Genomic DNA, 24,418 nt, shown 5'->3' with positions numbered 1-24,418 from the left:
CGAATTAATTCAGAAAATCTTTTGCGCGTTGAATAGCCTTATCTAATCCTGACGCATCTTTCCCTCCCGCAGTAGCAAAGAAAGGCTGGCCTCCTCCGCCACCTTGTATATCTTTGGCAAGATCCCTAACGATATTACCGGCATTCCAACCTTTTTCTTTGGCAAGCTCATCCGAGATAACGACCGTCAAACTCGGTTTACCCTCAAAATTTGCACCTAATACCAGGAACAAATTGTTGATAGCACCTTTTAATGCATAGGCCAATGTCTTCATGGCCTCTGCATTCGGAAGATCCACTATGGTAGATAAAAAATTAATCCCGTTTATGTTTTCCAATTTTGCTTCAAGATCCTTTTTCAGCGAAAATGATTTTTCTCTTATCGTATTTTCAATCTCTTTACGCAGCGCACTGTTCTCTTCCATTATTTTACCAATAGCCAACACAAAATCTTTGGGATTATTTAGAAGTTCCTTGACATTTTGAAAAAGTTCAAAGTGCTCCCGAATTAGAGCCGCCGCTTTAGTTCCGGTAATTGCTTCTATGCGTCTTACCCCAGCTGCTACTGCCGATTCCGAAACAATCTTGAAAAACCCAATTTGTCCTGTGGCCTTCACGTGTGTACCGCCACAAAGTTCTTTAGAAAAGTTATCATCAAATGTTATAACGCGCACATAGTCACCATATTTTTCACCAAACAAGGCCGTAACACCCGAGTCTATAGCCTGCTGAAAAGGCACTTGCCTTTCCTCTTTCAGCGCAATATTTTCACGAACCTTGGCATTGACAATATCCTCAACCTGCTTGATTTCTTCCGCTGTCATTTTTGAGAAGTGAGAAATGTCAAATCGCAGAATATCAGAAGAAACCAAAGATCCCTTTTGGTTTACATGCTCCCCCAGCACCTGCTTCAGTGCAGCATGCAACAAGTGTGTCGCTGAATGATTACTCTCTGAGTCCAGTCTTTTGCCCAGATCTACACTCGCTTCAAAAAAGCCTTCGAAAGATCCAGGCAATTGATCTATAAAATGAATAATAAGGCCATTTTCTTTCTTGGTATCAGTAATACTTATTTTCTCACCTGATTCAGAAACAAGCACACCAGTATCTCCGACCTGACCTCCACCTTCAGCATAAAAAGGGGTAACAGATAATACCAATTGATATTGAACTTTTGCTTTGGCCGTAACTTTACGGTATTTTATTATTTCAGTTTTCGCTTTTAACACATCATAGCCTACGAATTCTACGTCGGCTTCTTCCCCAACCATGATCCAGTCGCCGGCGTCAATAACCGTAGCTGCCCGAGAACGATCCTTTTGCACATTTAACGCGGCATTAAATGCCTCCATATCTACGGAAATACCTTTTTCACGCGCTAAAAGGTCTGTCAAATCGATTGGGAATCCATACGTATCAAACAGTTCAAATGCGAAATCCCCATCTACAGACGTATGATCTGTTACATAGTTTTCAAAACGTTGGATTCCCGTAGTCAATGTGCGTAAGAAAGCAATTTCTTCTTCTAATATCACCTTTTCTACAAAATCCTGTTGCTGATAAAGTTCATCAAACACGCCTTTAAATTGATTCGCTAACAACGGTACCAGTTCGTGAAAGAACGGGTTTCTAAAATTTAAGAAGGTGTAAGCATACCGCACTGCCCGACGGAGAATTCTGCGAATGACATAACCGGCTTTATTATTGGAAGGTAGCTGTCCATCTGCAATAGCAAAGCTCACCGCCCGGATATGATCCGACAGTACGCGCATGGCAATATCCGTCTTTTCGTCCGTGCCGTATTCTATATTTGCTTTATCTGCAATATATGTTATCAACGGTTGAAAAACATCCGTATCGTAATTCGAGCTTTTCCCTTGTATGGCACGGACAAGCCTTTCAAATCCCATACCTGTGTCAACATGCTTTGCAGGAAGTGCTTCTAAATTCCCGCTTTTCAAGCGATTGAACTGCATGAACACCAAATTCCAAATTTCAATGACCTGTGGATGATCTGCATTTACCAGATCTTGTCCTCTAGTAGTCGCTCTTTCAGCATCCTGCCGCATATCATAATGGATTTCAGAACACGGGCCGCAAGGTCCTGCATCTCCCATCTCCCAAAAGTTATCTTTTTTGTTACCTAAGAGGATACGATCTTCTCCGATATGTGCTTTCCAAAGTTCGAAAGCTTCATGATCACGCTCCAGTCCTTCGGAAGTATCACCTTCAAAAATTGTAACGTATAATTTATCTTTATCTAGCTGATAGACCTCCGTAAGCAATTCCCAAGCCCAGGCAATAGCATCCTTTTTAAAATAATCACCAAATGACCAGTTCCCTAGCATCTCAAAGAGCGTATGGTGATAGGTATCAATCCCCACTTCTTCCAGATCGTTATGCTTGCCCGAAACCCGAAGACAGCGTTGCGTGTCTGCAATACGCGGATATTTAACAGTGGCTTCCCCTAAAAATAATTCCTTAAATTGATTCATTCCTGCATTAGTAAACATCAGTGTTGGATCATTTTTTACGACAACAGGTGCCGATGGGACAATATGATGGGATTTACTTTTGAAAAAATTCAAATAAGCCTCGCGTATTTCTCTACTGGTCATGAACTATATCTATTTAATTAATAAACGATGCAAATCTACTTAAAAATGATTGCTCTTCCAACGATAAATCTATTGACCTAAAGGATCGTAAAACTCTTCCAAAATGACAACAATACCACTAAAACGTGATAACACTCCTTTATTCTTCATTTATTTTTAGTACATTTATATGGACTATAAGTACATATAAGATTTCATGAAAAACAAGATTCTAGTTCCTACAGATTTTTCCGAAAATGCATTATTTGCTGCACAATATGCCTGCAAGCTAGCGCAGAAAAACAATGCAAGCATTACCTTATATCATTGTTATACGGCTCAGTCTTCAAACTTTGACTCTGAAGAACTGGCAGAGAAATTTGAAGATGACAAAATTTTCAAAGCCGATCTGTTAATTGAGGAATTGCGTAACAACCTCATCATCGAATTCGCAGACCTCATCATAGAGACCACCTGTGAAAGGGGGTTATTAATAGAAACGCTCCCACTGTACGCAAAACTGGAGAACATTGGGCTTATCGTAATGGGCACAACGGGCAGGGGAAGTAACAAATCTATTGTTTGGGGCAGTAATACAAGCCAAATAAGCGCGCAATCCCCTGTCCCTGTAATTGCCATACCCAATAGACACGAAAATTTTAAACTGAAAAAAGCCGCAATTTTAACAAATTTCAAACCCGAAGAATTAGAAACGCTTAAGGATTTTTTGAACTTATTTCAACATATCCAGCATCTTGAAATCATCCACGTCGTAAAGGATGAAAAGAATATAGACCAAATTAAAGAAAAACTGGCTTCTTGGGTATTTATTATTCAAGATCTAAATGGAATCGAACAAGTCTCAAGCACATTAGAATGTGTCGACGAATCCGATAAAGACTTGGATACAATTGCAGAAGTCATCAATAGTACGATTAATAAAGAAGATTTTGATATGATTGTAGTCACTAAAACACGCAAAAGTTTCTTTGAACGTTTATTTAGAAAGTCGGTATCAAAAGAGATTACCCTTAATCTAAAGAAACCTACATTCTTTGATAACAATTAAAAACACAAAAGCCATGACAAATAAAATTATCATTCCTGTAGATTTTTCTGAATATTCCCAAAATGCAATTGAAGTGGGTTGTGAAATCGCAAAACAAACTTATCACGATATAGACTTGGTCCATATTTTTACAGACCATACTAATATATATCGTAATTCGATTGACACACCAGATTTAATTGATCCGCGGGTTGGTATGGCAAAGAGGGATATGCAACAAGTGATTTCAAGAATAATAGGAAAGTATCCACAGGTGAATATTAATACCATTTTTAGAGATGGAAACTTATATGAAGAAATCAAACAATTAACACATTCAAATTCGTATGATGCTATTGTAATGGGCACGAAAGGCTCTTCCGGACTTGATGCCTTATTAATCGGATCTAATATGTATGATGTATTCCAGAATTCGGCCACACCTGTTTTAGCGATACCTTTGAATTCAAAAAAATTCAAAAAGGATAAAGTGGGTTTATTATGCAACTTCAAAGATGGTGAAATAGATGTCTTAAAGCAGGCGATAAAAGTATTTGACAACGATTTCGAGTTGATATTAATACATATAAACACCGACAATACACCGATATCCAATATAGACAAAAAGTTTGACTCATTTATACCCCACATCATCGAAGAGACCGGAATAGACAATATCTCATACATCGTAAAGAATCAATCTTTCTTTATTCAGTACAAAGAGAATATTTCTTCCGCTATCGACAGTGTCATAGCAGATGAATTAATAGACATCCTTCTAGTTACAAAAAGCAAAAAAGGTTTCTTAAGACAAATTACGTCTGAAAATATTGTCAAAAAAATGGCTTACCAAATTAAAATACCAAAATTTTTCGCTAAATCATAGGCGCTACATCGCCATAGAGAGCCTACATTGTAGCGCAACAGCTACACATAGATACTTTCATAGGGTTTATTACCAATAAAAATCAACAATGGAATGATTTGGCAAAAGATTTGCCATAGACTTGGTATCAAATTAAATTTTATGAAAATTAAAAATTTACAAAAAGTATCTATGTTGATTGCTGCTGGTATGATTACAACGGCATCGTTTGCGCAGGAAAGAAATAAGACCTCTATTGAAGGCACCTCTCCGTTAGGTTATACTTCGGAATACAGAACATGGTCAGTCGGTGTTAATGCAGGCCTCCTGAACCAGTCCAACATTTTTGGTTTTAACCGTGATGGTTTCGATAAATTAAACCATAACTTGGGCTATAGCGCTTATATCAAAAAGCAAATTTCTCCATCATTTGGATTAAAAGCACAATATATGGGCGGGAAAGTAGGTGGAATCAATGAAGATGCTGCAGGTAGTGATATTGCTGAATTCGAAACCAAAACACCTTGGTCCGCAGCCTTATCGGCGGAATGGACTATGGCCAATACCAATTGGCGGTTTTTTAACAGTTTTATTAAGCCTTATGTAGCTGTGGGATTAGGTGGGTTAAATTTTGAAACCACTACTATACTAGCTGATGGCTCATCAAATACCGCAGAAGCCCAAACGAAATTATACGTACCAGTAGACGCAGGGTTTAAATTTGCTATCGCAAAAGGCATTAACCTCGATTTAGGTTACCAATTAAATTGGGCTAATCAAGATTTCGACGGAAGAGCTGGTGGACAGTATAAAAACGACCTCTTTTCTTATGCACATGCTGGTTTAGAAATTGCCTTAGGTAACGGTAATAAACCTTACTTAGGAAATAGTAATCCTATAGCTACGCTAGTAGACGATTACACTAAAAAGTACGATGAACTGAAATCGGAACGTGATGCATTAGTTGCTTCGAATAATGAGTTAAAATCTCAAATGAATACGCTGAATGACGAGTTGAGGGATGACGACGGAGATGGTGTAGCAAACAAATTTGACAAATGCCCCAACACACCAGCAGGCGTTAAGGTCGATGGTTCAGGTTGTCCACTTCCTGAAATAAAACATGAAACGAAAGTAATTGAAAAAATTGTCGTTACAGAAGAAGATAAAAAAGTCGTAGATGAAGCGATTAAAAATTTAGAGTTCGAAACTGGTAAATCCACTATCCGTACGACTTCTTATTCATCTCTGGACAGAGTAGCTGCTATTTTGATTGAGAAAAACTTTAGTTTGAAATTAGCTGGTCATACCGACAATACAGGTTCCATGCAAACAAACTTACGCCTGTCAAAAGAGCGCGCTGAAGCGGTAAAAGCTTATTTAGTTTCTAAAGGAGCTAATGCATCCCGCATAGAAGCTACGGGTTACGGCCCTAATCAGCCAATTGCTACCAATGCAACGGCAGAAGGTCGCCAACAAAATCGTCGTGTAGAATTCACACTCTATTAATAAAAACGCTATGTCGTGAAAAAGGGAGCCTTCGCGGGCTCCCTTTTTTAATACACAATTTCTAGTTATTCTGATCATTCGACTACCGACCAGAACCGTTAGACTCTCCGCTTTCAATTTCTTTACGCAGTACACTGTGTTTTTTCCCGTATAGGAAATAGACCACAACACCTATAATCATCCATATAGCAAGACGTTCCCAGCTTTCAAGAGGAAGCGATGCCATCATCGCCACACAAACGATAATACCCAGAATAGGCACTAACGGAACAAATGGTGTTTTAAAAGGACGCTCAGCCATTGGATTTTTTTTCCGAAGCACCAATACGCCGATACATACTAACGTAAATGCAAGCAGCGTTCCGATACTTACCATGTGTCCTAAATCCGAAACAGGCACGAAACCGGCAAACACACTAACGAAAACCATGAATATTAAATTTGTCTTCCAAGGAGTTTGCCTTTTTGACAAGTCAGAAAATATTTTTGGCAACAAACCATCTTTACTCATGGTGTAAAAGACTCTACTCTGCCCCAGTAGCATCACAAGAATAACGGAAGTATACCCTGCAATAATTGTAACGATCATTGCCGTATTCAGAAAATGATATCCTGTTTTTTCGAATGCAGTTGCGACAGGTTTAGCATCCCCTTTAAAATCTGTATAAGGTGCTAAGCCCGTCATTACATAAGAAAAAAGAACATACAGGATTGTACAGATGATGAGTGAACCAATAATCCCAATTGGCATTCCTTTTTTTGGATTTTTAGCTTCCTGCGCTGCAGTACTGACCGCATCAAATCCGATAAAAGCAAAGAAAACGACACCTGCGGCACGTAATACCCCACTGATTCCATAATGTCCAAAATACCCCTCTTTGAAAAAATCAAAGAATCCTATTTCACCCTTTTTAAGTAAAGTCTCCCCTTCATTTACAGGAATAAAAGGCGTGTGATTTGCCGGATCAATAAATTGCCAACCCAAAGCGATAAATAACAAAACAACCGCTACTTTCAATACAACCAAAATATTATTCACAAAAGAAGATTCCTGCGTACCGCGCATTAATAGCAGGGATAACAAACAGACGACCACAATCGCCGGAAGATTTACCATTCCTCCTTCCCATGGCCCCGTTAGCAATTCCGGAGGCAGCTCTAATCCAAATATGAGCAACAATTGATTAAAATACTGCGACCAACTTGCTGCCACAGTAGCCGCAGCCAGCGCATATTCTAATACTAAATCCCATCCTATAATCCATGCCATGAACTCACCCATTGTTGCATATGAATAGGTATAGGCACTTCCTGCTACAGGTATCATGGAAGCAAACTCTGCATAACACAACCCCGCAAAAGCACAACCTACTGCCGCTATAATGAATGAAAGCATTACCGCAGGTCCCGCATGGTCGGCTGCCGCGATCCCGGTCAACGAAAATAATCCGGCCCCAATAATTGCCCCAACCCCTAAAGCGACCAATCCTCTACTTGATAAGGTTCGCTTCAATGTGCCTTCACCACTTTGTTCAGCCTCCGCGACCAGTTTAGAAATCGATTTTTTATACCACATAATTAAGATTAATATATTTACAGATTCAAAGCTAAAAAAAAACTTTAGCATTTGGCTTATTCTGCTGTAAAACGCTATTTACGACTAATAACAACATGCAAACTACTATAAAACTAGTTATACTTTTCATATATAAGTTTATCATATTCATCTCATAAAATTATTTTTATAAATATAATGCTCTGAACTATAGGATAATTCATATATAATCCCTATCTTTGCATCGCCTTAGGCAATTGAGCCTATTGTATAATTTATTTCATGAACCCATTTTTAGAACTGGGAATCCGTCATGAGGTTGTTAATGCCATCACAGAGTTAGGTTTTGAAAAACCTTCCGAGATACAGGAAAAAGCCATTCCTGTTTTATTGACTGGTAACGACGATTTTGTCGGATTAGCCCAAACCGGCACAGGTAAGACAGCGGCATTTGGTCTTCCATTATTAGAGCAATTAGACTTTTCTCAAAAACACCCACAAGCGTTGGTCCTATGTCCAACACGTGAGTTGTGTTTGCAAATCGCAAAAGATTTAGAAAAATATGCTAAGTACATCGACAACGTGAATGTTGTGGCTGTATATGGAGGTGCAAATATCAGTGACCAACTACGTCAGATCAGACGTGGCGTGCAAATTGTAGTAGCGACCCCGGGTCGTATGTTGGATATTATTGGTCGTAAAGCGATTGATTTTTCCCAAGTAAATTATGTTGTTTTGGATGAAGCGGACGAAATGTTGAACATGGGTTTCCAAGAAGACATCAACAACATTTTGTCAGAAACTCCTGACACTAAAAAAACATGGTTATTCTCGGCTACCATGCCTGCTGAAGTTCGCCGTATAGCTAAAAACTATATGACAGATCCAGTAGAAATGACTGTAGGAACCAAAAATACAGGTAATGCGAACATCGAGCATAACTATTATTTAATCAGAGCAAAAGATAAATACGCTGCTTTCAAACGTATTGTAGACTCCAATCCAGATATCTTTGGTATCGTATTCTGTCGCACAAAAATTGAAACACAAGAAATTGCCGAAGCCTTAATTAAGGATGGTTATAATGCAGATTCACTTCACGGAGATTTATCTCAACAACAGCGTGACAAAGTAATGAAACGTTACCGTGATCGCAATTTACAATTGTTGATCGCAACGGATGTTGCTGCTCGTGGTATCGACGTAAATAACGTGACACACGTAATTAATTTCTCTTTACCTGACGAAATTGAAAACTACACACACCGTTCGGGCCGTACCGCTCGGGCCGGTAAAACTGGTATTTCAATCTCTTTGGTCAACATTAAAGAGCAAAGCAAAATACGTCACCTGGAAAAAGTAATAGGTAAATCATTTGAGCGTAAAGAAGTTCCTCAAGGTTCTGCAGTAGTTGAAAAGCAATTATTAACTATTGTAGATAAAGTTCAAAATGTAGAAATCAACGAAGATCAAATCAATCAATTCCTACCAGCTATCATGGAAGGTTTTGAATCTTTATCGAAAGAGGATATCGTAAAAAGATTTGCTTCGCTAGAATTCAACCGTTTCTTAGAGTATTATAAAGATGCTCCAGATTTGAACATCGATGCACGTGATAACGGAAGAGGTGATCGTGATTTTGACAGAGGTGAACGCAGAGATCGCACTGGTTCTAAAGGATTTACACGTTTATTCATGAACTTAGGCTCAGTAGACGAATTTAATCGCGGAGAGATCTTAGGTTATATTTGTAATACAACGAAGATATCAGGTAAATCAATTGGTAAAATCGATTTAAAAGGCGTTTTTACTTTCTTTGAAGTACAAGATGCTGACGTAGATAAAGTAATTCAAGGATTTAAAGGCGTCGACTTCAACGGAAGAAACGTTCGCATTGAAGTATCTGGCGAAGGCGGCTCTTCAGATCGCGGAAACCGTTCACGTAGTGGCGGTGGCGAACGCAGCGGACGCTCACGCTTTGGTAACAGCGGTGGTGGAGATCGCAGAAGCGGTGGCGAACGCAGAGAAAGAGAACGCAGTGGTGGCGGTGGTTTCCGCGACTTCTCTGGCAAACGTCGCGAATCTAAAAGCAAATACTAGTAATAACTAGCTTTACTATTATAATAAAAAGCTCCCTTGTTATGAGGGGGCTTTTTTTATAATAGGATTTATTTTATATTTTAACAAAGCCCATATCTTTACAGAATAAGAACCACCCTGTATCTAATTCAACACAACTTTATTATTCTATTTCAAGTGCCCGGGAGTAGATTATTGAAATCTTTTACGCAATTGCCGTCTTCTTGATAACCGTAAGCGAGAGTTTTTTATTGGATAGTGTCTATTTTTAGTGATATTATTGAATATTAAAGCAACGAAAAACAAAATCAATGCTCCTAATAAAACCGGACTAAGCACATACCAATATCCCATCGAAGCTATCTTTGTCCCGCCCGTTACAGCTATTAATGCTGTAGCTCCGCCAGGAGGATGCAATGTGCGGGTTACCTGCATCACAACTATGGATAACGATACAGCCATTGGAGCAGTTAACCATATGATATCAGGCATAATCCGAGCAATGGTGACACCTATAAAAGCCGAAACGACATGGCCTCCGATTAGATTGCGGGGTTGTGCCAGCGGACTTTGTATGGCACCATATATCAACACACTTGACGCCCCAAAAGATCCTATCAAAAAAATATTCTCTAGATCCGGAAGACTCAAAGATTGAATAAAAGCTATGGTACTTATTCCTACGAATGCGCCCACAAAAGACCAAAAATGTTCTTTAGGATCTACTAAAGTTTCTTTATAGAATACAATGCGATAAACTCTTAACTGTCTTTTGAACTTCTGGGGGGACATTGATAACGTTAATATTATTTAGAGCGTTGACGTATGGTTTCATATATTACCACAGCTGCTGAAACAGATACATTTAAAGATGCTATCTCACCAAACATCGGAATTTTCGCCAATTTATCCGAAATACGAATCAAATCATCTGAAACACCCACGTCCTCCGCTCCCATTATAATACAAGTCGGCACGGTATAATCGATATCATAAATGGAATCTTGCGTTTTTTCTGTACTCACTACCAACTGAACACCGGATTCTATTAAATATCGTCCTACTTTGCCTAAACTATCTTGTCGACAAACCGGAATTTTATATAAGGCTCCAGCAGAAGTCTTAATCGCATCCGGATTTATTTCAGCCGAACCCTTGCGTGGAACAATAATGGCATGTACGCCTGCGCATTCTGCAGTACGTGCTATTGCTCCCATATTTCGCACATCGGTAACACCATCCAACATTAATAAAAACGGTATTTCGCCCTTCTCGTAAATTGTCGGTAAGAGATCTTCTATCTGATGATAAACAATAGGGGAAATTATGGCTATTACACCTTGGTGATTTTTTCGCGTAATACGATTCAATTTTTCGATTGGAACCTGCTGATAACCTAGATTATGTTCCTTTAATAACGATTTGAGTTCCAAGAACAAACTTCCACTTAAGCCACGCTGTACAAACAGGGATTCTATTTCTTTTCCGCTATCTATTGCTTCTATAACTGCGCGGATACCAAAAACCATTTGATTGGATTCTCTTTTTTCATCCCTATTGTCTCTAATGTGGAAAGCCATGTTACGAATTTATAATATAAAAAATAGCCACCGTATTGTACTATTTGTCGCAAAGATAAGAAAAGAAATTTTGGTTTTTAACTTAGTCCTAAGTTAAAGGTTTTGCGTAATGTTTCTAATGCAGGATTCTTCGTAGCCATTACCTGATATTTCTCCTGCGAAGTGTAGGGCTTTCGAACTTTGGATTGCTCAATCTGAACACCTTCAAGTTCTAAAGAAAAATTCCTTAACTCCACCCGAAGATAATTAAGGATATCTATTTTTCCTTCTCTAAGTTGATCCATTTGTACGGCATTCTCGACATCAATCTCGATTAAATTACCCTTTAAACGGGGTTGACTTGCCGTCATAATAGTATAAAGTGTAATACGGCTTTCTACTTTTAGATTTTCAGCTAACACGTTCCATTTCTCCAAGAAGCCATTTAATGTAACTTCCCGAAATTCGCTCCCTTTTACTAGTTCCTCCTCATCTTCCTCTATTGCTTTCTCTTCAAAAACAGTATTTAAGCTCGGAACGGCTATTGACGGTTTGTAGCTTCCCCATCCTTTTACTGGGGCTGCCGGTTTCGCTACTGGTAATGAAGGGGTGGGCGGGTTATTAGAAGAATTGACCGCTGCACTGGAAACTACAGGTATAGGAATAGCCTTATTTACAATATCTGGAGAGCTATTTTGTGGTATCGCTACCGATTCAAGGAGTTTTTTTTTTAGTTCAACACTAGATGCTGATATACCATTTACGCTCAATTTAATGGCAGATGACAAATGGCAGAGCTTCAGCAAGGCTAGTTCAACTTGCAACCTATGATTTTTACTGGTTCGATAATTGATCTCGCACTGGTTTGCAATGTTTAATGCGGATAATAGTAAACCTGTGTTGATTTGTTGCGACTGCTCCAAATAGCGTTTTTTTATATTGTCGCTTACCTCAAGTAACTTCAGGGTCTTTGGATCTTTTGTGACCAATAGATTGCGCAAATGCGAAGATAAACCAGCAATAAAATGCCCTCCGTCAAATCCCCGATTCAAGATATTGTCAAAAATCAATAACGTATCCGCTGCATTTTCTTGGGAAACTGCAGCCATCAATTGAAAATAATAATCATAATCCAGGATATTCAGATTATCGATTACCGCTTGATATGTAATTTGCTTATTGGAAAAACTAGCAATCTGATCAAACATGGACAAAGCATCACGCAAACCTCCATCAGCCTTTTGCGCAATAATATGCAAACCATCGTCTTCATAGCTGATCGATTCTTTTTGCGCAATAGTCGCTAAATGTCCGGACATATCCTCTACCTTAATCCGATTGAAATCGAAAATTTGGCAACGAGACAATATCGTGGGCAATATTTTGTGCTTTTCTGTTGTAGCGAGAATGAAAATTGCATATGCAGGAGGCTCTTCCAAGGTTTTAAGAAAAGCATTGAAAGCCGCCTGAGAAAGCATGTGCACCTCATCAATAATATAGATTTTATATTTACCTACCTGGGGTGGGATGCGTACTTGCTCAATAAGACTCCGGATATCTTCGACAGAATTGTTCGATGCAGCGTCTAGTTCATGGATACTAAATGAAGCCCCATTTTGAAACGACTTACAGCTTTCGCATGCACCACAGGCTTCAGACGATGCCGATATATTTTCGCAATTTATTGTCTTAGCCAAAATACGCGCGCACGTCGTCTTACCAACACCTCTCGGTCCACAAAACAGAAAGGCTTGTGCCAATTGATTATTGTGGATTGCATTCTTTAGGGTGTTCGTAACGTGCTGTTGCCCTACGACAGAATCGAAGGTGACAGGGCGGTATTTACGAGCAGAGACAATAAAATTATCCATTGCTACGAAGATACGGATTTTAAGAAGTAAAAAGTAAAAATTAAAACGTAAAAAATCGGAACCCCGTATTTCAGTATCCCGATTTTCTACGAAGAAAAAGAGTATTATACCGTTTCTTTTGGTTCGATTGCCTTCCAAACAACAGCAGCAAGTACTGCTCCGACCACTGGGGCGACGATGAATAGCCACAACTGCGACAATGCCTGTCCTCCGGCCAATAAAGCCGGACCGAATGAGCGAGCTGGATTCACCGAAGTGCCCGTGATAGGAATTGCAACTAGGTGAATTAACAACAAGGTAAAACCAATGGCTAAACCGGCCATTGTGGCATTACCGACCTTAGAAGTGGTTGCTAAAATCACAAACAAGAAAATAAAGGTCAAAACGGCTTCCGTTAAAAAAGCAGCACCGGTACCATATTCATTTTGATACCCCTCTCCCCATCCATTCGAACCGTACGCCCATTCTCCCGCTGTGAATCCGGCCAATTGCCCACTCAACAAGGTTTGCAAGACAAAAGCGCCTAATAATGCTCCAACGAGTTGTGCTATAATGTAGACAGCAGCATCCTTCGCGGATATTCGACCAGCAACCAGAACGCCGATTGTAACGGCGGGATTAATGTGGCATCCCGAAATTCCACCGATAGCATAGGCAAATACCACAACAGATAAACCAAAAGCAACAGAAATACCGAGTAATCCTAACCCAGCCGTACCCGCTAAAGTGGTGCCTCCCGCGATCGCAGCGGCTCCACATCCGAAAAGTACTAAACCAAATGTTCCAATTAGTTCAGCAACAAATTTTGATGATGTTTTAATTTCCATAATATAGTAAGTTTTATAATACACTTAAAATTAATAAATTTTAAGCAACCATACTAACAATAGAATAATTATTTAATCTAAATTATACATTGGGGTAATAATTCTGCACCTGCACTATTTTAAACAACTATTTTTTTCATGCGTTTTTCAATCAATATCCATACATTTACATAAAAAGACAACAATGCCAAATGAGCAAGAATTAAGTGAGTTGGCGGCCCAATTGAGGCGGCCACACGGAGAAAAGGGAATTGAAGTAGCCAGTATGATGAATGAAACCAATCAAAAGATGACCCATCATGCGATCGATCTGTTAAAAATTGGTCCCCGCGAAAACGTACTGGAGCTTGGCCATGGAAACTGCGGACATCTTTCCTATTTGCTCAATCAGCAAAACGACAGCACTTATTATGGTATAGAGATGGCTGAGCTAATGACCAACGAAGCACAACGAATTAATCGAGATTTCATCGATTGTGGGCGAGCCTCTTTCCAGTTATATGACGGCGTGAATATCCCCTTTTCAAACGATTATTTTGATAAAATTTTCACGGTGAATACGATTTATTTTTGGACAGATCCCACCGCATTGTTTGTCGAACTGCATCGGGTTACCAAACCGAACGGTATCGTTAACATTACGTTTGCGCAGCGAGATTTTATGGAAAAACTCCCGTTCACACCCTTTGGGTTTGAACTATACGACACGAACAAAGTGACCAGTTTAGCTGAACAAAGTGCCTTTAAAATTAGCGATGTGCAGTCGTTAAATGAACAGATCAAAAGCAAAACGGGAGACTTGGTTACAAGGGAATTTACTACAGTTACACTTTATAAATAGCGAGTATCAATTTGGTGTAGTAATTGCGGCTCAGTTATTAGTCCTTAAGATCAGAAAACTGAACTATATATTCGTCCATTTCTAAGTCCATATAAGTCCGTTAAACTCTATAGGAGTCCGCTTAAGTCTTTTTTAACTTCGAGAGAGATGGGACACAGCTTCGAGACAGGTTCGCGTAATAATATGTAACAGAGTCAAAAACTGGCTGAAACGCAGTCGACAACCCGTCAACTCCAAGCCGAAGAAGAGGCGACGTGGGTACGGGGATCGCTCAGTATGCATCCCTTAACATATCCGCGAACTCATTTGGTAGAGGACTCGCTTCAATCGCTGCTATAGCAGTCCGAAGGTCGTAGTCAAACCTGATAAACTCTACCTTGATGGATTCAGGTTTTGCTAACGTAGTTTGCGATGATAGTTCTAAAATAATATAACCGCCTTGTGGATTGCCATCTTTTGGCTTTCCGACCGACCCCGTATTGATAATATGAACACAATGCTGATCTTCCAATTTTATGATACGATGATAGGGTTTATGCGAGTGCGCTACGCATAGTATCGACGCGCCGGCCTCCTGCATCATTTGGAGCACCTCTGACTCGGGCGTATCAGACAGTACATATTCGTCATTACGTCGCGGACTACCGTGAACCATCAGTAAATCAATTTGCTCCGTTATCGAGCGATATTCAAGTCTGATATGAGCCGGTAGATCGCGAAGATAGCTTGCGTTCTCGTCATTGATAAGGTTATATGCGTAATTTTTTTCAGACGGTTCCTTTTCTCCTCTCGCTTTTATTTTTTCCACTTTTGCATCATGGTTTCCCGAGATTACAGGTATCCGTTTGGCACGGATAAGTTCGATCACTTCATTGGGCCACACGTGGTATCCGACAAGATCACCGAGGCAATATATAGCGTCGACTTTTCTATCCTCAAGATCTGCAAACATGGCGTTAAGTGCTGGCAGGTTCGCATGTATATCTGAAAAAAGTGCTATTTTCATCTACAATAGTTATATGTTTACTTTACGGTCTCGGTGCCACTATAATATTTCCTTCTAAACCAAAAGGCGACATTGACCAAAGCAATCAGTGCAGGCACCTCAACAAGGGGGCCAATTACTCCGGCAAAGGCTTGTCCGGAATTAATACCGAATACACCAATAGCAACGGCGATGGCCAGTTCAAAATTGTTGCCTGTAGCCGTGAAGGCGATAGCGGCGTTTTTTGAATAGTCGGCTCCAAAACGCTTCCCTATAAAAAAGCTAAAGATGAACATCAGTGCGAAATAGATCACCAATGGGATAGCGATCCGCACCACGTCCATCGGGATCTGAACAATTAGTTCACCCTTCAAGCTAAACATGATAACGATGGTAAAAAGTAGTGCAATTAAGGTAAAAGGAGAAATAATGGGAACAAACTTTTCGTTAAACCAACGCTCACCCTTCAGCCCAATCAACGAATAGCGTGTGATAAGGCCCATCGCAAAAGGTATCCCTAAATAAATGCCAACACTCTTGGCTATCTCACCAATGGTAATATTTACTTCTGCACCTTCGATACCAAATAACGGAGGCAGCACCGTAATAAAAATATAGGCGAACACGCTGTAAAAAAGAACCTGAAATATACTATTCAGTGCTATTAAACCGGCGGCATATTCCCGATTACCCTCTGCAAGCTCGTTCCAAACCACTACCATCGCGATACAGCGGGCTAAACCGATCAGGATTAATCCCACCATATACTCCGGGTAATCCCTCAAAAACGTAATAGCTAAGAAAAACATCAGTAATGGCCCTATAACCCAGTTAAGTATCAAAGAAACGCTTAATACCTTCACGTCCTTAAAGACTTTTCCTAGATTTTCATATTTCACTTTGGCCAACGGAGGATACATCATCAAGATCAAGCCGATAGCCAATGGAATATTGGTCGTACCACTACTATAAGAATTAATAAAAGTAGCCGAAGAAGGCACAAAATGCCCCATACCAACACCGAAAGCCATCGCTAAAAAGATCCAAAGGGTAAGATAGCGATCTAGAAATCCTAGTTTTTTGCGCTCGGATGCTGGCGCACATTTATTTGTAGACATAGTAGTTGATTTAATCTATTATATTGCAATTTAACGATGATTTAGTTTAAAATTTTTATTTACAATCTTTCGCCACCTGGTATGCATTTAAGAAATGGCCTAGCTGTTTGCAAAGCAACTGCCAATTTTCGGGTTGGATACAATAACACACACTTACCCCTTCGACTGTTCCTTGGATAAGGCCTGCGTTTTTCAACTCTTTTAAATGCTGCGAAATGGTAGCTTGGGCAAGACCGAGTTCACTCACCAGATCGCTATTAATACAAGATTCGGACGACATAATTTCCTGTAAGATGGCGATACGTGCAGGATGAGCCATCGCTTTTAACAGCACTGCAAGTTTATTCTGCTCTTCTGAAAATATATCTGTTCTTGTTACACCCATTTTTTGCCTCCCTTAAACATCGCAATACTACGATAAATAAATTATAAATACAAGGCATATTGTACATAAAAGAGATTATCTAACGACTTTCCGCATACGGGTAGTGTTTCCGCGTGTGATCTGTATAACAATTTCTTTAGTTAGGAGCCATTTTTCGATCGATTTTCGCAGCTCTGCATTTTTCTAGACCTTAATCTGTGTTTGTGCTTCATCGCTTAATATCAGGATCAACTCCTTATGCTCATTGTAAATAAGCTGTATCGATCGCATGTCCCAACACAGCCTCAGGCTTACTGATGCGTTTGTAGGTATCCGGTTCAAACGTCTCCAACGCTTCTTTCAGGCTACCGACGTTATCCATCACCTCTTGGTTGCCGAAAAGATAACCTTGCCCAATGAATTGGTCAGTTCAAACGATAGCCGCTTGACACGGCCCCGGCTGGAGATCATGCCGTATTCCTCCAGTCCGGGGATATCTTCCCATTGTTCGCCCGGAAGGTCTCCCAGATCCTTGTTTCATAGAGAGGTAATATGGAAATTATTGTCGCTTTTTCATAATCATGCCGCAATTGTGTTGTCAGTCTATTTTTTCTGTCGACACCACGAATATACTGCTAACGATTGACGTAGTCAATATAAACAATGGTTGTACCTAAACAGTTTTATTATCGTAAGATAAATCTGATTTGTATAAACAACTTCTGCTGTTATGTAAGTATAATAAATTTTCAGAATCCTTTTGTCATATTTAAAACTACATTTCATTTTATCAAAATTATTTTGTTAATTTTATATTAAATCTATGTAAATTAATTGTTATCAAAATGAAGCGGAGATATGTATACATCTTTTCATGTTGTGTAGCTTTACTCTATACAATAGCTTCTTTTGGCCAGTCTTTAGACACCATAGATTTTTTCAAAGAGCCATTTATTTTTGATAAATCAAAAACTCCACAAATTCAAATTCAAGGGGAAACAGAAGAAAGTACTATTCTTAAATTTTACAATACTATTGATTCGGAGAATTACAATGCACTTATTAGTGATCTGAACGACTTTAAAGCAAAAAAAAACTTAAATGATTGGCTCTATTATCAGCTTGTTAGACAGGTTTCAGAAGCTATAAGCCCAAAAGCAGATAATTATCATCGCTATACATTGTACAAATGGTATTTGATGAACAAATCTGGATACGATGCTAGATTGGCTGTGGGTGATGGCCAAATTGTTTTTTATATTAAAAACAAAGAGGATATCTCCGATATTCCTTATTTTGTAGTAGACGGACAGCAGTTTACCTGCCTCAATTATCACGATTACGGTAAGCTATTTAAACATTCGGATGTATATAAACCTGTTCTGATCCGTATTCCTGGAGCAATAAAAGATTTCAGTTACAAAATAGCTGAAATGCCTGAGTTTAAAGATGAGTCGTATGCTGTTAAAAACATAAACTTTCAGTATAAAGACAAGGTATATGAATTCGACATTAAAGTAAGTGATAACATAGCAGGTATTTTTAAAAACTATCCGGGGGTTAATTTTGAAACGTATTTTAATATTCCACTCACTAAAGTGACTTACCAATCACTGATACCCATACTTAAAGAAAATATTAAAGATATGGATACTAAAAGTGGCGTGGATTATCTGATGCGATTTACACGATATGCGTTTTTATATGAGAACGATGATTCCAATTTTGGAATGGAAAAGCGGCTGTCTCCCGAACAAACACTAATCCATAACTACAGCGATTGCGACGATCGTGCTGCATTATTCTTCTTTTTGGTAAAAGAGATCTACAATCTACCCATGATTGCCATACTCTATCCTACACACATAACGATGGGGGTTCAATTTGAACATACTATTGGAGACGCCATTAAATACGATGGTCAATATTTTTCGATCTGCGAGCCGACACCGCAAGGACAAAATCTAAATATAGGTGAAGTTGCTGATAAGTATAAAAATGAAAATTACGAAATTGTTTATCACTACCAACCGAGGTAGTACCTACTATATTGAAGAAAATCAAGCTTTATTAAAAAAAGCTATAAAAAAAGCCGGCTTCGAAAGCCGGCTTTAGTAGTTAATTAAAAATAATATATAAGGGGACTACAACCCTACAGTCCAACCTTTAGCCCATTCAGGAGTAGCTGTACCTGCGCCTGCACCAGTTGCTGTATTGTCTTCCGAGTAAAATTTTGATAAATTAGCTTCGGATACTCCAGCGACTTTCTGATCAACGTTATCAAACTTCACCTTTGAAACTTTAAGCTTATCCGTACCAATGTGTGCTAGTGTCGCATCATGCTGTACGTCCAAACCTACTTTCCAGTTACTTAATACAACGTTTTCAAGAATACCTGCGGTTCCGACACGTAGCTTTATACCTTGCTGCTCTGTTCCATTAAAGGAATCTGCAAGACCAATCAAAGTTAAATTTTTAATTGTAGGACTCGAAACAGGAGTTGCAGTATGGTTATCTCCGTTATTATCTGCTTCTATTCCTCTATTACCTCTACCTAAACCTTCTTTACCATACCAGTTCTCGTTACTTCCGTTCCAGCCTTCTGTCCAATCAAATTGGTCGTCTTCATTAGATGTAGAAACTAAATATTTTGTATTTACTGTTCCGCCAAACCACTCGAAACCGTCATCGGAGCCTTCGTGCACTTGAACGTATTCGATCGTAGTTCCGCTTCCTACACCAAACATTGAAAGCCCGTTAAATTCTTTCTCATTATTATACGAGTATCCCGAATACAAAATTTGTAAATAGCGCACTGAACCTGAGTTATCATTAAGAACACTACCACCATATGCTAATTCAGCTACCTCGGAACTCGCTGTCTGTCCAGCAGCAGCTCTATTGGTCGGAGCTTTACCACATAAAACCAAACCTCCCCATGATTGAGGCACTTTTGCTGTAGATGTCATTACTACAGGCTTATCTTTTGTTCCTTCTACAAATATCTGCCCGCCTTGTGCCACAGCAATGTAGCGTATTTCCTGTCCGGCAACAAAGGTTGTAGCTTCAACAATAACTCCAGGTTTTATAGTTAATTTCCCGCCATCTCTTACAACTAGCTGACCAGTTAATTTATAAACGCCTGACTCTAGCGTTACATGTTCGCCAGATCTAATTTCGCCCTTAAAATCGTCTCTCTTTAATTCGAACGATCCCGTTGGATTTTCGGTTATTGGATCCTTATCACTACACGAGGTTGTAAAAACAACAGCTGAGGAAGACATTGCTGCTAACAGTAATAGCGTTGAAATCGACTTTTTCATTATATTTTAATTTTTAATTTTTTGTACTGATTTGGTTCAAAGTAAACAATTTACTATGTCCACTCTATTAATTTAGTGTTACTAATTTGTTAATAGATTTTTTAAAACTTATAGTTTAAACCCAGATTAAACATAGCGCCTTTTCTATACGATAGTATAGTCACATCTCCTATGGGATTTTGTTGATCTCTTTCAAAAGATGGATTTAGTAAATTGCGCGCTGTAAGATCAATACCAAATCTATTGTTGAGTTTTGTTTTGAATACAGCATCTAATGTTGAAATTCCCTTGTCGACCAGGTTTCCCCTTCCGTTTGACCCTATCGAGTATAGCTTATCTGAAAAGTAGTTGTAAACCACAGTTGCTGTAAAATCTCCTCCTTTAGAAAAATTCTTCTGAAATGAGAGATCAGCATTGACCAAAAAGTTCGAGGCTCCGGTGAAATTAGATGTATTATCTGTAGTATATATACTTATCGTATTATTAGATTCTCGATTTACTTTCTCAGAATCTAAATCTTGATGCGTTTTCATTACAGAGGTGTTTACACCTGTACTAAACCTACCTCGGTTTGTGCCAAAATCGATTATATTTTTACGAATTTCCAGCTCTAGTCCGTAAACGTATCCTAAATCACCGACATTTACGTACGACAAAAGATTATCCGAAGATGCTAATGTTATTCGGTTGATAGGATCCTGTATGTATTTTCCAAATGCACCTACTGAAAGAAGTTCTGCCGATGTAGGAAAAAGCTCCCATTTAAGATCTAAGTTATAATTCTGTGAAGGATACAAATATGGATTTCCTATTTCTTGCTCGGTAACCTCTTCGTATACAAAACGCGCGCGCTCCTTAAATTGAGGCAATGTATACGTCTTACTAGCTGCCAACCGCAAATTTTGTTTCGGACTAACTTCATATTTTAAAGATAGACTTGGTAAATATCCATTTCGATTAAAATCACTCTCACCAGGTCCGCGATTTGTATACCAGGAGATAAGCTGACCTATACGTTCATACCGAAGACCTAGGACGGCCACGAGTTTCTCGGATAGCTTATAGTCAACATTCGCAAATGCTGCATGTATATCTTGCTTTCCTTCGTAAGTCATAGGAGCGTCTCCTGCAAAGCTTTGAATCGTAAAAAAACCATTAGAATAGTTTTCTGCGTTGTAAAATGCATCACGATTATACGGATCTATTAAAGTTGAAAACCGATGTTCACTGGCAATATTTAAATTTAGTTGTATAGCTTCAAAATCGCGACGTTTAAATCTTCCTTGGTATCCAACGCTTAATTTTCCACGTCCATCTTCGTCCATTAGATAACTTCCTAATAAGTTTGCTACAAACTCCCCTTCGTTAAGCTTATGGTAATATCTATGATTATTTGTTGGATCATTATACCGAACCTCGAATCCAGTTTCCGCTTCATTAAAACCCAAAATTGTTTGAACACGATCTGGCATATTGCCTTCGACACTATTGTAGGCCGCTCCCCATTTTACATCAAACCTATCGCTTATTTTATGGTCACCAAGAAGTTGATTGATTATCAACCTGTTTTGATCAAATGTAGATCTCTGCAAAAGTCCCATTCCATCCTCATTCAAATCTACCATATAACCACTGAACTCATCGTAAAATTGATTAGACGAGTTTATATACACTAGATTGTAATTGATTCGATTTTTCGAATTGGGAGAAAAGTTTAGTCCTAGAAGACCTGTTGAATTCGTCTTATAACTCGATCTTTTTTGGTTAAAAGATTTGATCAGCTCAGCCTGAGCACTGACATTTTGATTTATTCCTTCTCTGTACTCAAACCCATTAGCGAAATTTGCCGTTGCAAAGAAACCAAAACGTCCTTCACTTCCAAATCTGTAAGAATTGCCTACACGAATACCGAAATTTGATGGCACAGGCGTCTTTTTCGTTTGATTGAGTCCGTTTTGAAAGAAATAACTTTGCGTAGGATTGCTTGCTAAATCAGACTTCATGTGTCCAAAATAGCCAGGGCCTCTCTGCAATAAAAAATTTCCGGATTGCGCAATTGCGTTCGTGTTCACACCGCTTCCTAGTGAAATTTCTACAAGCTTATCACCTGTATAATTTTTTGTAACTATATCCACACCTGCTCCGCCAAAATCTCCAGATAAAGTCGCATTATGTACCTTGTCCACTGAGACAAAATCGATAATATCAGTACTAAATAAATCTAGAGGAAGGTTTTTTTCGCTAGGATTGCTCGAGGGAATAGGCATTCCGTTCAAACTACTTGAGTTATAGCGATCACCTAACCCTCTTACATAGATCTGATTACTACCTTCCTGCCGGGAAACACCGGATATCTTACTTACTGCTGCGGCTGCATCGCCTACCCCTTTTCTGGATAGCTCCTGTGCACCGATCTTCTCAACGAAAAGATTTGAGTTTTTACGTTCTTCTAACAGCGCTATTTCACTGGCCTGTACTCGTCTTCTTGTAACAACAACTTCATCCAAAGTGGATGACTCATTCACTAAAACAACACTGATATTTTCCCAGTTTTTGTCGGCTAAAACCACAGGAGTAACCTCTTTATTGTACCCCAAGTAGCTACTTACGACCTCATAAATACCTTTTTTGTTTACCGGAATAATAAACTCTCCATTTTCATTGGTAGACGTCGCTTTACTATTATCTGCTAAGGAAACACTTACACCAGAAATTGGCTGCATCGTCTCGACATCGATAATCCTACCACGGATACCTAAAGTTGATCCGGAAGCAGAAACACCATCCGCAATGGAGGCACTATTTTTCTGTTGTGCATTCAATGTCTTGGTAGTATCCTGTTTATTGGAATCCTTTGATAAAACATTTCCTTTCGGATCCACTTTCTGTGCAGAAACAACTGAGCATACTATTACACCTAATAACAGTAAACTTGCCCTTTTAATGTTTAAATTTAGTTTCAACTTGAATTAATTTTAATTTAACACAAAAGTACACGAGACACATTAACTCAATGTTACCGATAGATTACCTTTAGTTGAATCTAATGTTAATTATTTATTAACAACCTCCCGTCATTGCCAATATATCCGGAAATGGAATAAGATATAGATGCACTTATTTAGAATACGTTAAATTTTCTTTAAGAGAATATGTGTTAATCCTGTAATAATTTCATTAGAATTTTCAATTCTGACCAATTTCTGATACCTTTAAGCTTGAAACTAAAAACTGCTGGGACAAATTCATTCATGGTACGTTCAGAAAATCTTACGTTCAAATATTCCCCTTCGCTCGAACTCCAATTTCCGGACTTCACAATAGAAAAGAATCAACACACCCTTCTATTGGGAGATTCAGGCACAGGAAAAACAACTTTACTTCATTTACTGGTCGGACTATCCAAGCCTTCCAATGGGAAGGTCTATATCGGAGAGCAAGATGTATACCAACTTACCGAAAGCCAGCTGGATGGATTTCGTGCGAAAAACATCGGCTTTATCTTTCAAGAAGCACATCTTTTAAAAAACTTAACAATTACAGAAAATATTGAACTGGCGCAACATTTGGCAAAAAAAGCAATTGACCGAGAGGCTATTTTAGGAATTTTGGGCAAGTTGCAGATAGCCGACAAAGCAGGCAGTTATCCATCCCAACTGAGCAGAGGACAGCTGCAACGTGCGGCAATAGCCCGTGCCGTGGTTAATAGACCAAAACTATTGGTTGCCGATGAACCAACAGCTGCGCTGGACGACACCAATACAAGACATGTTCTAGACTTACTTTTGGAAACGGCTACTTCTTATGGGGCTACGCTGTTAATCGCCACACACGACAAAAGAATTAAGGACAACTTCTCCAACACTTATCACCTCTGA

Annotated in this window: 19 protein-coding genes; 7 read left to right on the top strand and 12 right to left on the bottom strand. The window is 39.0% G+C overall.

The window, feature by feature from the left end:
- Positions 1–4: 4 nt before the first annotated feature.
- The gene (gene alaS / locus FAZ15_RS09685) at positions 5–2,617 is read right to left on the bottom strand and encodes an alanine--tRNA ligase (protein WP_136901101.1); all 2,613 of its coding nucleotides are present in this window, start codon (positions 2,615–2,617) and stop codon (positions 5–7) included.
- 196 nt (positions 2,618–2,813) lie between these two features.
- On the opposite strand from alaS, the gene FAZ15_RS09680 reads away from it, so the two are divergent.
- From FAZ15_RS09680 to FAZ15_RS09670, 3 genes are all read left to right on the top strand, one after another.
- Positions 2,814–3,665, top strand: a complete 852-nt coding sequence (locus tag FAZ15_RS09680) for a universal stress protein (protein ID WP_136901100.1) — start codon at positions 2,814–2,816, stop codon at positions 3,663–3,665.
- A gap of 13 nt (positions 3,666–3,678) precedes the next feature.
- Positions 3,679–4,530 carry a universal stress protein gene (locus tag FAZ15_RS09675; RefSeq protein ID WP_136901099.1) on the top strand — a complete coding sequence of 284 codons (852 nt, stop codon included), beginning with the start codon at positions 3,679–3,681 and terminating at the stop codon, positions 4,528–4,530.
- A 141-nt stretch (positions 4,531–4,671) separates the two neighbouring features.
- A complete protein-coding gene (locus FAZ15_RS09670) occupies positions 4,672–6,018 on the top strand; it encodes an OmpA family protein (RefSeq protein ID WP_136901098.1) in 1,347 nt (448 codons plus the stop codon).
- Between the two features lie 82 nt (positions 6,019–6,100).
- On the opposite strand, the gene FAZ15_RS09665 is transcribed toward FAZ15_RS09670, so the two are convergent.
- A complete protein-coding gene (locus tag FAZ15_RS09665) occupies positions 6,101–7,594 on the bottom strand; it encodes an amino acid permease (protein ID WP_136901097.1) in 1,494 nt (497 codons plus the stop codon).
- A 261-nt stretch (positions 7,595–7,855) separates the two neighbouring features.
- Here FAZ15_RS09665 and FAZ15_RS09660 point away from each other — a divergent pair, with 261 nt between their 5' ends.
- The gene (locus FAZ15_RS09660; protein WP_136901096.1) at positions 7,856–9,673 is read left to right on the top strand and encodes a DEAD/DEAH box helicase; all 1,818 of its coding nucleotides are present in this window, start codon (positions 7,856–7,858) and stop codon (positions 9,671–9,673) included.
- A 171-nt stretch (positions 9,674–9,844) separates the two neighbouring features.
- On the opposite strand, the gene FAZ15_RS09655 is transcribed toward FAZ15_RS09660, so the two are convergent.
- The 4 genes from FAZ15_RS09655 to FAZ15_RS09640 form a co-directional block, all read right to left on the bottom strand.
- A complete protein-coding gene (locus FAZ15_RS09655; protein ID WP_136901095.1) occupies positions 9,845–10,444 on the bottom strand; it encodes an HPP family protein in 600 nt (199 codons plus the stop codon).
- A 14-nt stretch (positions 10,445–10,458) separates the two neighbouring features.
- Positions 10,459–11,232, bottom strand: coding sequence for a 23S rRNA (guanosine(2251)-2'-O)-methyltransferase RlmB (gene rlmB / locus FAZ15_RS09650; protein WP_136901094.1), 774 nt, complete (start codon positions 11,230–11,232; stop codon positions 10,459–10,461).
- Positions 11,233–11,309: 77 nt separating this feature from the next.
- Positions 11,310–13,082 carry a DNA polymerase III subunit gamma/tau gene (locus tag FAZ15_RS09645; RefSeq protein ID WP_136901093.1) on the bottom strand — a complete coding sequence of 591 codons (1,773 nt, stop codon included), beginning with the start codon at positions 13,080–13,082 and terminating at the stop codon, positions 11,310–11,312.
- A gap of 104 nt (positions 13,083–13,186) precedes the next feature.
- Positions 13,187–13,909, bottom strand: coding sequence for an MIP family channel protein (locus tag FAZ15_RS09640; RefSeq protein WP_136901092.1), 723 nt, complete (start codon positions 13,907–13,909; stop codon positions 13,187–13,189).
- A gap of 184 nt (positions 13,910–14,093) precedes the next feature.
- Between FAZ15_RS09640 and FAZ15_RS09635 the strand changes: the two genes are divergently transcribed.
- The gene (locus tag FAZ15_RS09635) at positions 14,094–14,750 is read left to right on the top strand and encodes a class I SAM-dependent methyltransferase (protein ID WP_136901091.1); all 657 of its coding nucleotides are present in this window, start codon (positions 14,094–14,096) and stop codon (positions 14,748–14,750) included.
- Positions 14,751–15,021: 271 nt separating this feature from the next.
- Here the strand turns inward: FAZ15_RS09635 and FAZ15_RS09630 are convergent, their stop codons facing one another.
- The 4 genes from FAZ15_RS09630 to FAZ15_RS23115 all read right to left on the bottom strand — a co-directional run bounded on the left by FAZ15_RS09630 (position 15,022) and on the right by FAZ15_RS23115 (position 17,745).
- Positions 15,022–15,756: a metallophosphoesterase family protein gene (locus FAZ15_RS09630; RefSeq protein WP_136901090.1), complete on the bottom strand. Its 735-nt coding sequence runs from the start codon at positions 15,754–15,756 to the stop codon at positions 15,022–15,024.
- A 17-nt stretch (positions 15,757–15,773) separates the two neighbouring features.
- Positions 15,774–16,853 (bottom strand): ACR3 family arsenite efflux transporter, encoded by a 1,080-nt coding sequence (gene arsB / locus FAZ15_RS09625; RefSeq protein WP_136901089.1) that lies wholly within the window; start codon positions 16,851–16,853, stop codon positions 15,774–15,776.
- A 55-nt stretch (positions 16,854–16,908) separates the two neighbouring features.
- The gene (locus FAZ15_RS09620; RefSeq protein ID WP_136819897.1) at positions 16,909–17,238 is read right to left on the bottom strand and encodes an ArsR/SmtB family transcription factor; all 330 of its coding nucleotides are present in this window, start codon (positions 17,236–17,238) and stop codon (positions 16,909–16,911) included.
- A gap of 360 nt (positions 17,239–17,598) precedes the next feature.
- Entirely contained in the window at positions 17,599–17,745 is a 147-nt protein-coding gene (locus FAZ15_RS23115; protein ID WP_136901213.1) for an NUMOD4 domain-containing protein, read from the bottom strand.
- A gap of 317 nt (positions 17,746–18,062) precedes the next feature.
- On the opposite strand from FAZ15_RS23115, the gene FAZ15_RS09610 reads away from it, so the two are divergent.
- The gene (locus FAZ15_RS09610) at positions 18,063–19,256 is read left to right on the top strand and encodes a hypothetical protein (RefSeq protein WP_136901088.1); all 1,194 of its coding nucleotides are present in this window, start codon (positions 18,063–18,065) and stop codon (positions 19,254–19,256) included.
- Positions 19,257–19,361: 105 nt separating this feature from the next.
- Here FAZ15_RS09610 and FAZ15_RS09605 read toward each other — a convergent pair whose 3' ends face one another.
- The gene (locus FAZ15_RS09605; RefSeq protein WP_136901087.1) at positions 19,362–20,540 is read right to left on the bottom strand and encodes a hypothetical protein; all 1,179 of its coding nucleotides are present in this window, start codon (positions 20,538–20,540) and stop codon (positions 19,362–19,364) included.
- Between the two features lie 101 nt (positions 20,541–20,641).
- Positions 20,642–23,503 (bottom strand): TonB-dependent receptor, encoded by a 2,862-nt coding sequence (locus tag FAZ15_RS09600; RefSeq protein ID WP_136901086.1) that lies wholly within the window; start codon positions 23,501–23,503, stop codon positions 20,642–20,644.
- 288 nt (positions 23,504–23,791) lie between these two features.
- Here FAZ15_RS09600 and FAZ15_RS09595 point away from each other — a divergent pair, with 288 nt between their 5' ends.
- Complete coding sequence (locus FAZ15_RS09595) at positions 23,792–24,418, top strand: ABC transporter ATP-binding protein (protein WP_136901085.1); 627 nt, start codon at positions 23,792–23,794, stop codon at positions 24,416–24,418.

This window comes from Sphingobacterium olei (genome assembly GCF_005048855.1).
Classification (GTDB): Bacteria; Bacteroidota; Bacteroidia; order Sphingobacteriales; family Sphingobacteriaceae; genus Sphingobacterium; species Sphingobacterium olei.
This window is presented reverse-complemented; position numbering and strand designations above follow the sequence as displayed.

Excerpts from the sequence above, each read along its gene's own strand:
- FAZ15_RS09680 (WP_136901100.1), top strand. The coding sequence starts at position 2,814 with ATGAAAAACAAGATTCTAGTTCCTACAGATTTTTCCGAAAATGCATTA.
- FAZ15_RS09665 (WP_136901097.1), bottom strand. The coding sequence starts at position 7,594 with ATGTGGTATAAAAAATCGATTTCTAAACTGGTCGCGGAGGCTGAACAA.
- FAZ15_RS09630 (WP_136901090.1), bottom strand. The coding sequence starts at position 15,756 with ATGAAAATAGCACTTTTTTCAGATATACATGCGAACCTGCCAGCACTT.
- FAZ15_RS09610 (WP_136901088.1), top strand. The coding sequence starts at position 18,063 with ATGAAGCGGAGATATGTATACATCTTTTCATGTTGTGTAGCTTTACTC.
- FAZ15_RS09635 (WP_136901091.1), top strand. The coding sequence starts at position 14,094 with ATGCCAAATGAGCAAGAATTAAGTGAGTTGGCGGCCCAATTGAGGCGG.
- FAZ15_RS09660 (WP_136901096.1), top strand. The coding sequence starts at position 7,856 with ATGAACCCATTTTTAGAACTGGGAATCCGTCATGAGGTTGTTAATGCC.
- FAZ15_RS09595 (WP_136901085.1), top strand. The coding sequence starts at position 23,792 with ATGGTACGTTCAGAAAATCTTACGTTCAAATATTCCCCTTCGCTCGAA.
- arsB (WP_136901089.1), bottom strand. The coding sequence starts at position 16,853 with ATGTCTACAAATAAATGTGCGCCAGCATCCGAGCGCAAAAAACTAGGA.
- FAZ15_RS09620 (WP_136819897.1), bottom strand. The coding sequence starts at position 17,238 with ATGGGTGTAACAAGAACAGATATATTTTCAGAAGAGCAGAATAAACTT.
- FAZ15_RS09640 (WP_136901092.1), bottom strand. The coding sequence starts at position 13,909 with ATGGAAATTAAAACATCATCAAAATTTGTTGCTGAACTAATTGGAACA.
- rlmB (WP_136901094.1), bottom strand. The coding sequence starts at position 11,232 with ATGGCTTTCCACATTAGAGACAATAGGGATGAAAAAAGAGAATCCAAT.
- FAZ15_RS09675 (WP_136901099.1), top strand. The coding sequence starts at position 3,679 with ATGACAAATAAAATTATCATTCCTGTAGATTTTTCTGAATATTCCCAA.
- FAZ15_RS09645 (WP_136901093.1), bottom strand. The coding sequence starts at position 13,082 with ATGGATAATTTTATTGTCTCTGCTCGTAAATACCGCCCTGTCACCTTC.
- alaS (WP_136901101.1), bottom strand. The coding sequence starts at position 2,617 with ATGACCAGTAGAGAAATACGCGAGGCTTATTTGAATTTTTTCAAAAGT.
- FAZ15_RS09670 (WP_136901098.1), top strand. The coding sequence starts at position 4,672 with ATGAAAATTAAAAATTTACAAAAAGTATCTATGTTGATTGCTGCTGGT.
- FAZ15_RS09605 (WP_136901087.1), bottom strand. The coding sequence starts at position 20,540 with ATGAAAAAGTCGATTTCAACGCTATTACTGTTAGCAGCAATGTCTTCC.
- FAZ15_RS09655 (WP_136901095.1), bottom strand. The coding sequence starts at position 10,444 with ATGTCCCCCCAGAAGTTCAAAAGACAGTTAAGAGTTTATCGCATTGTA.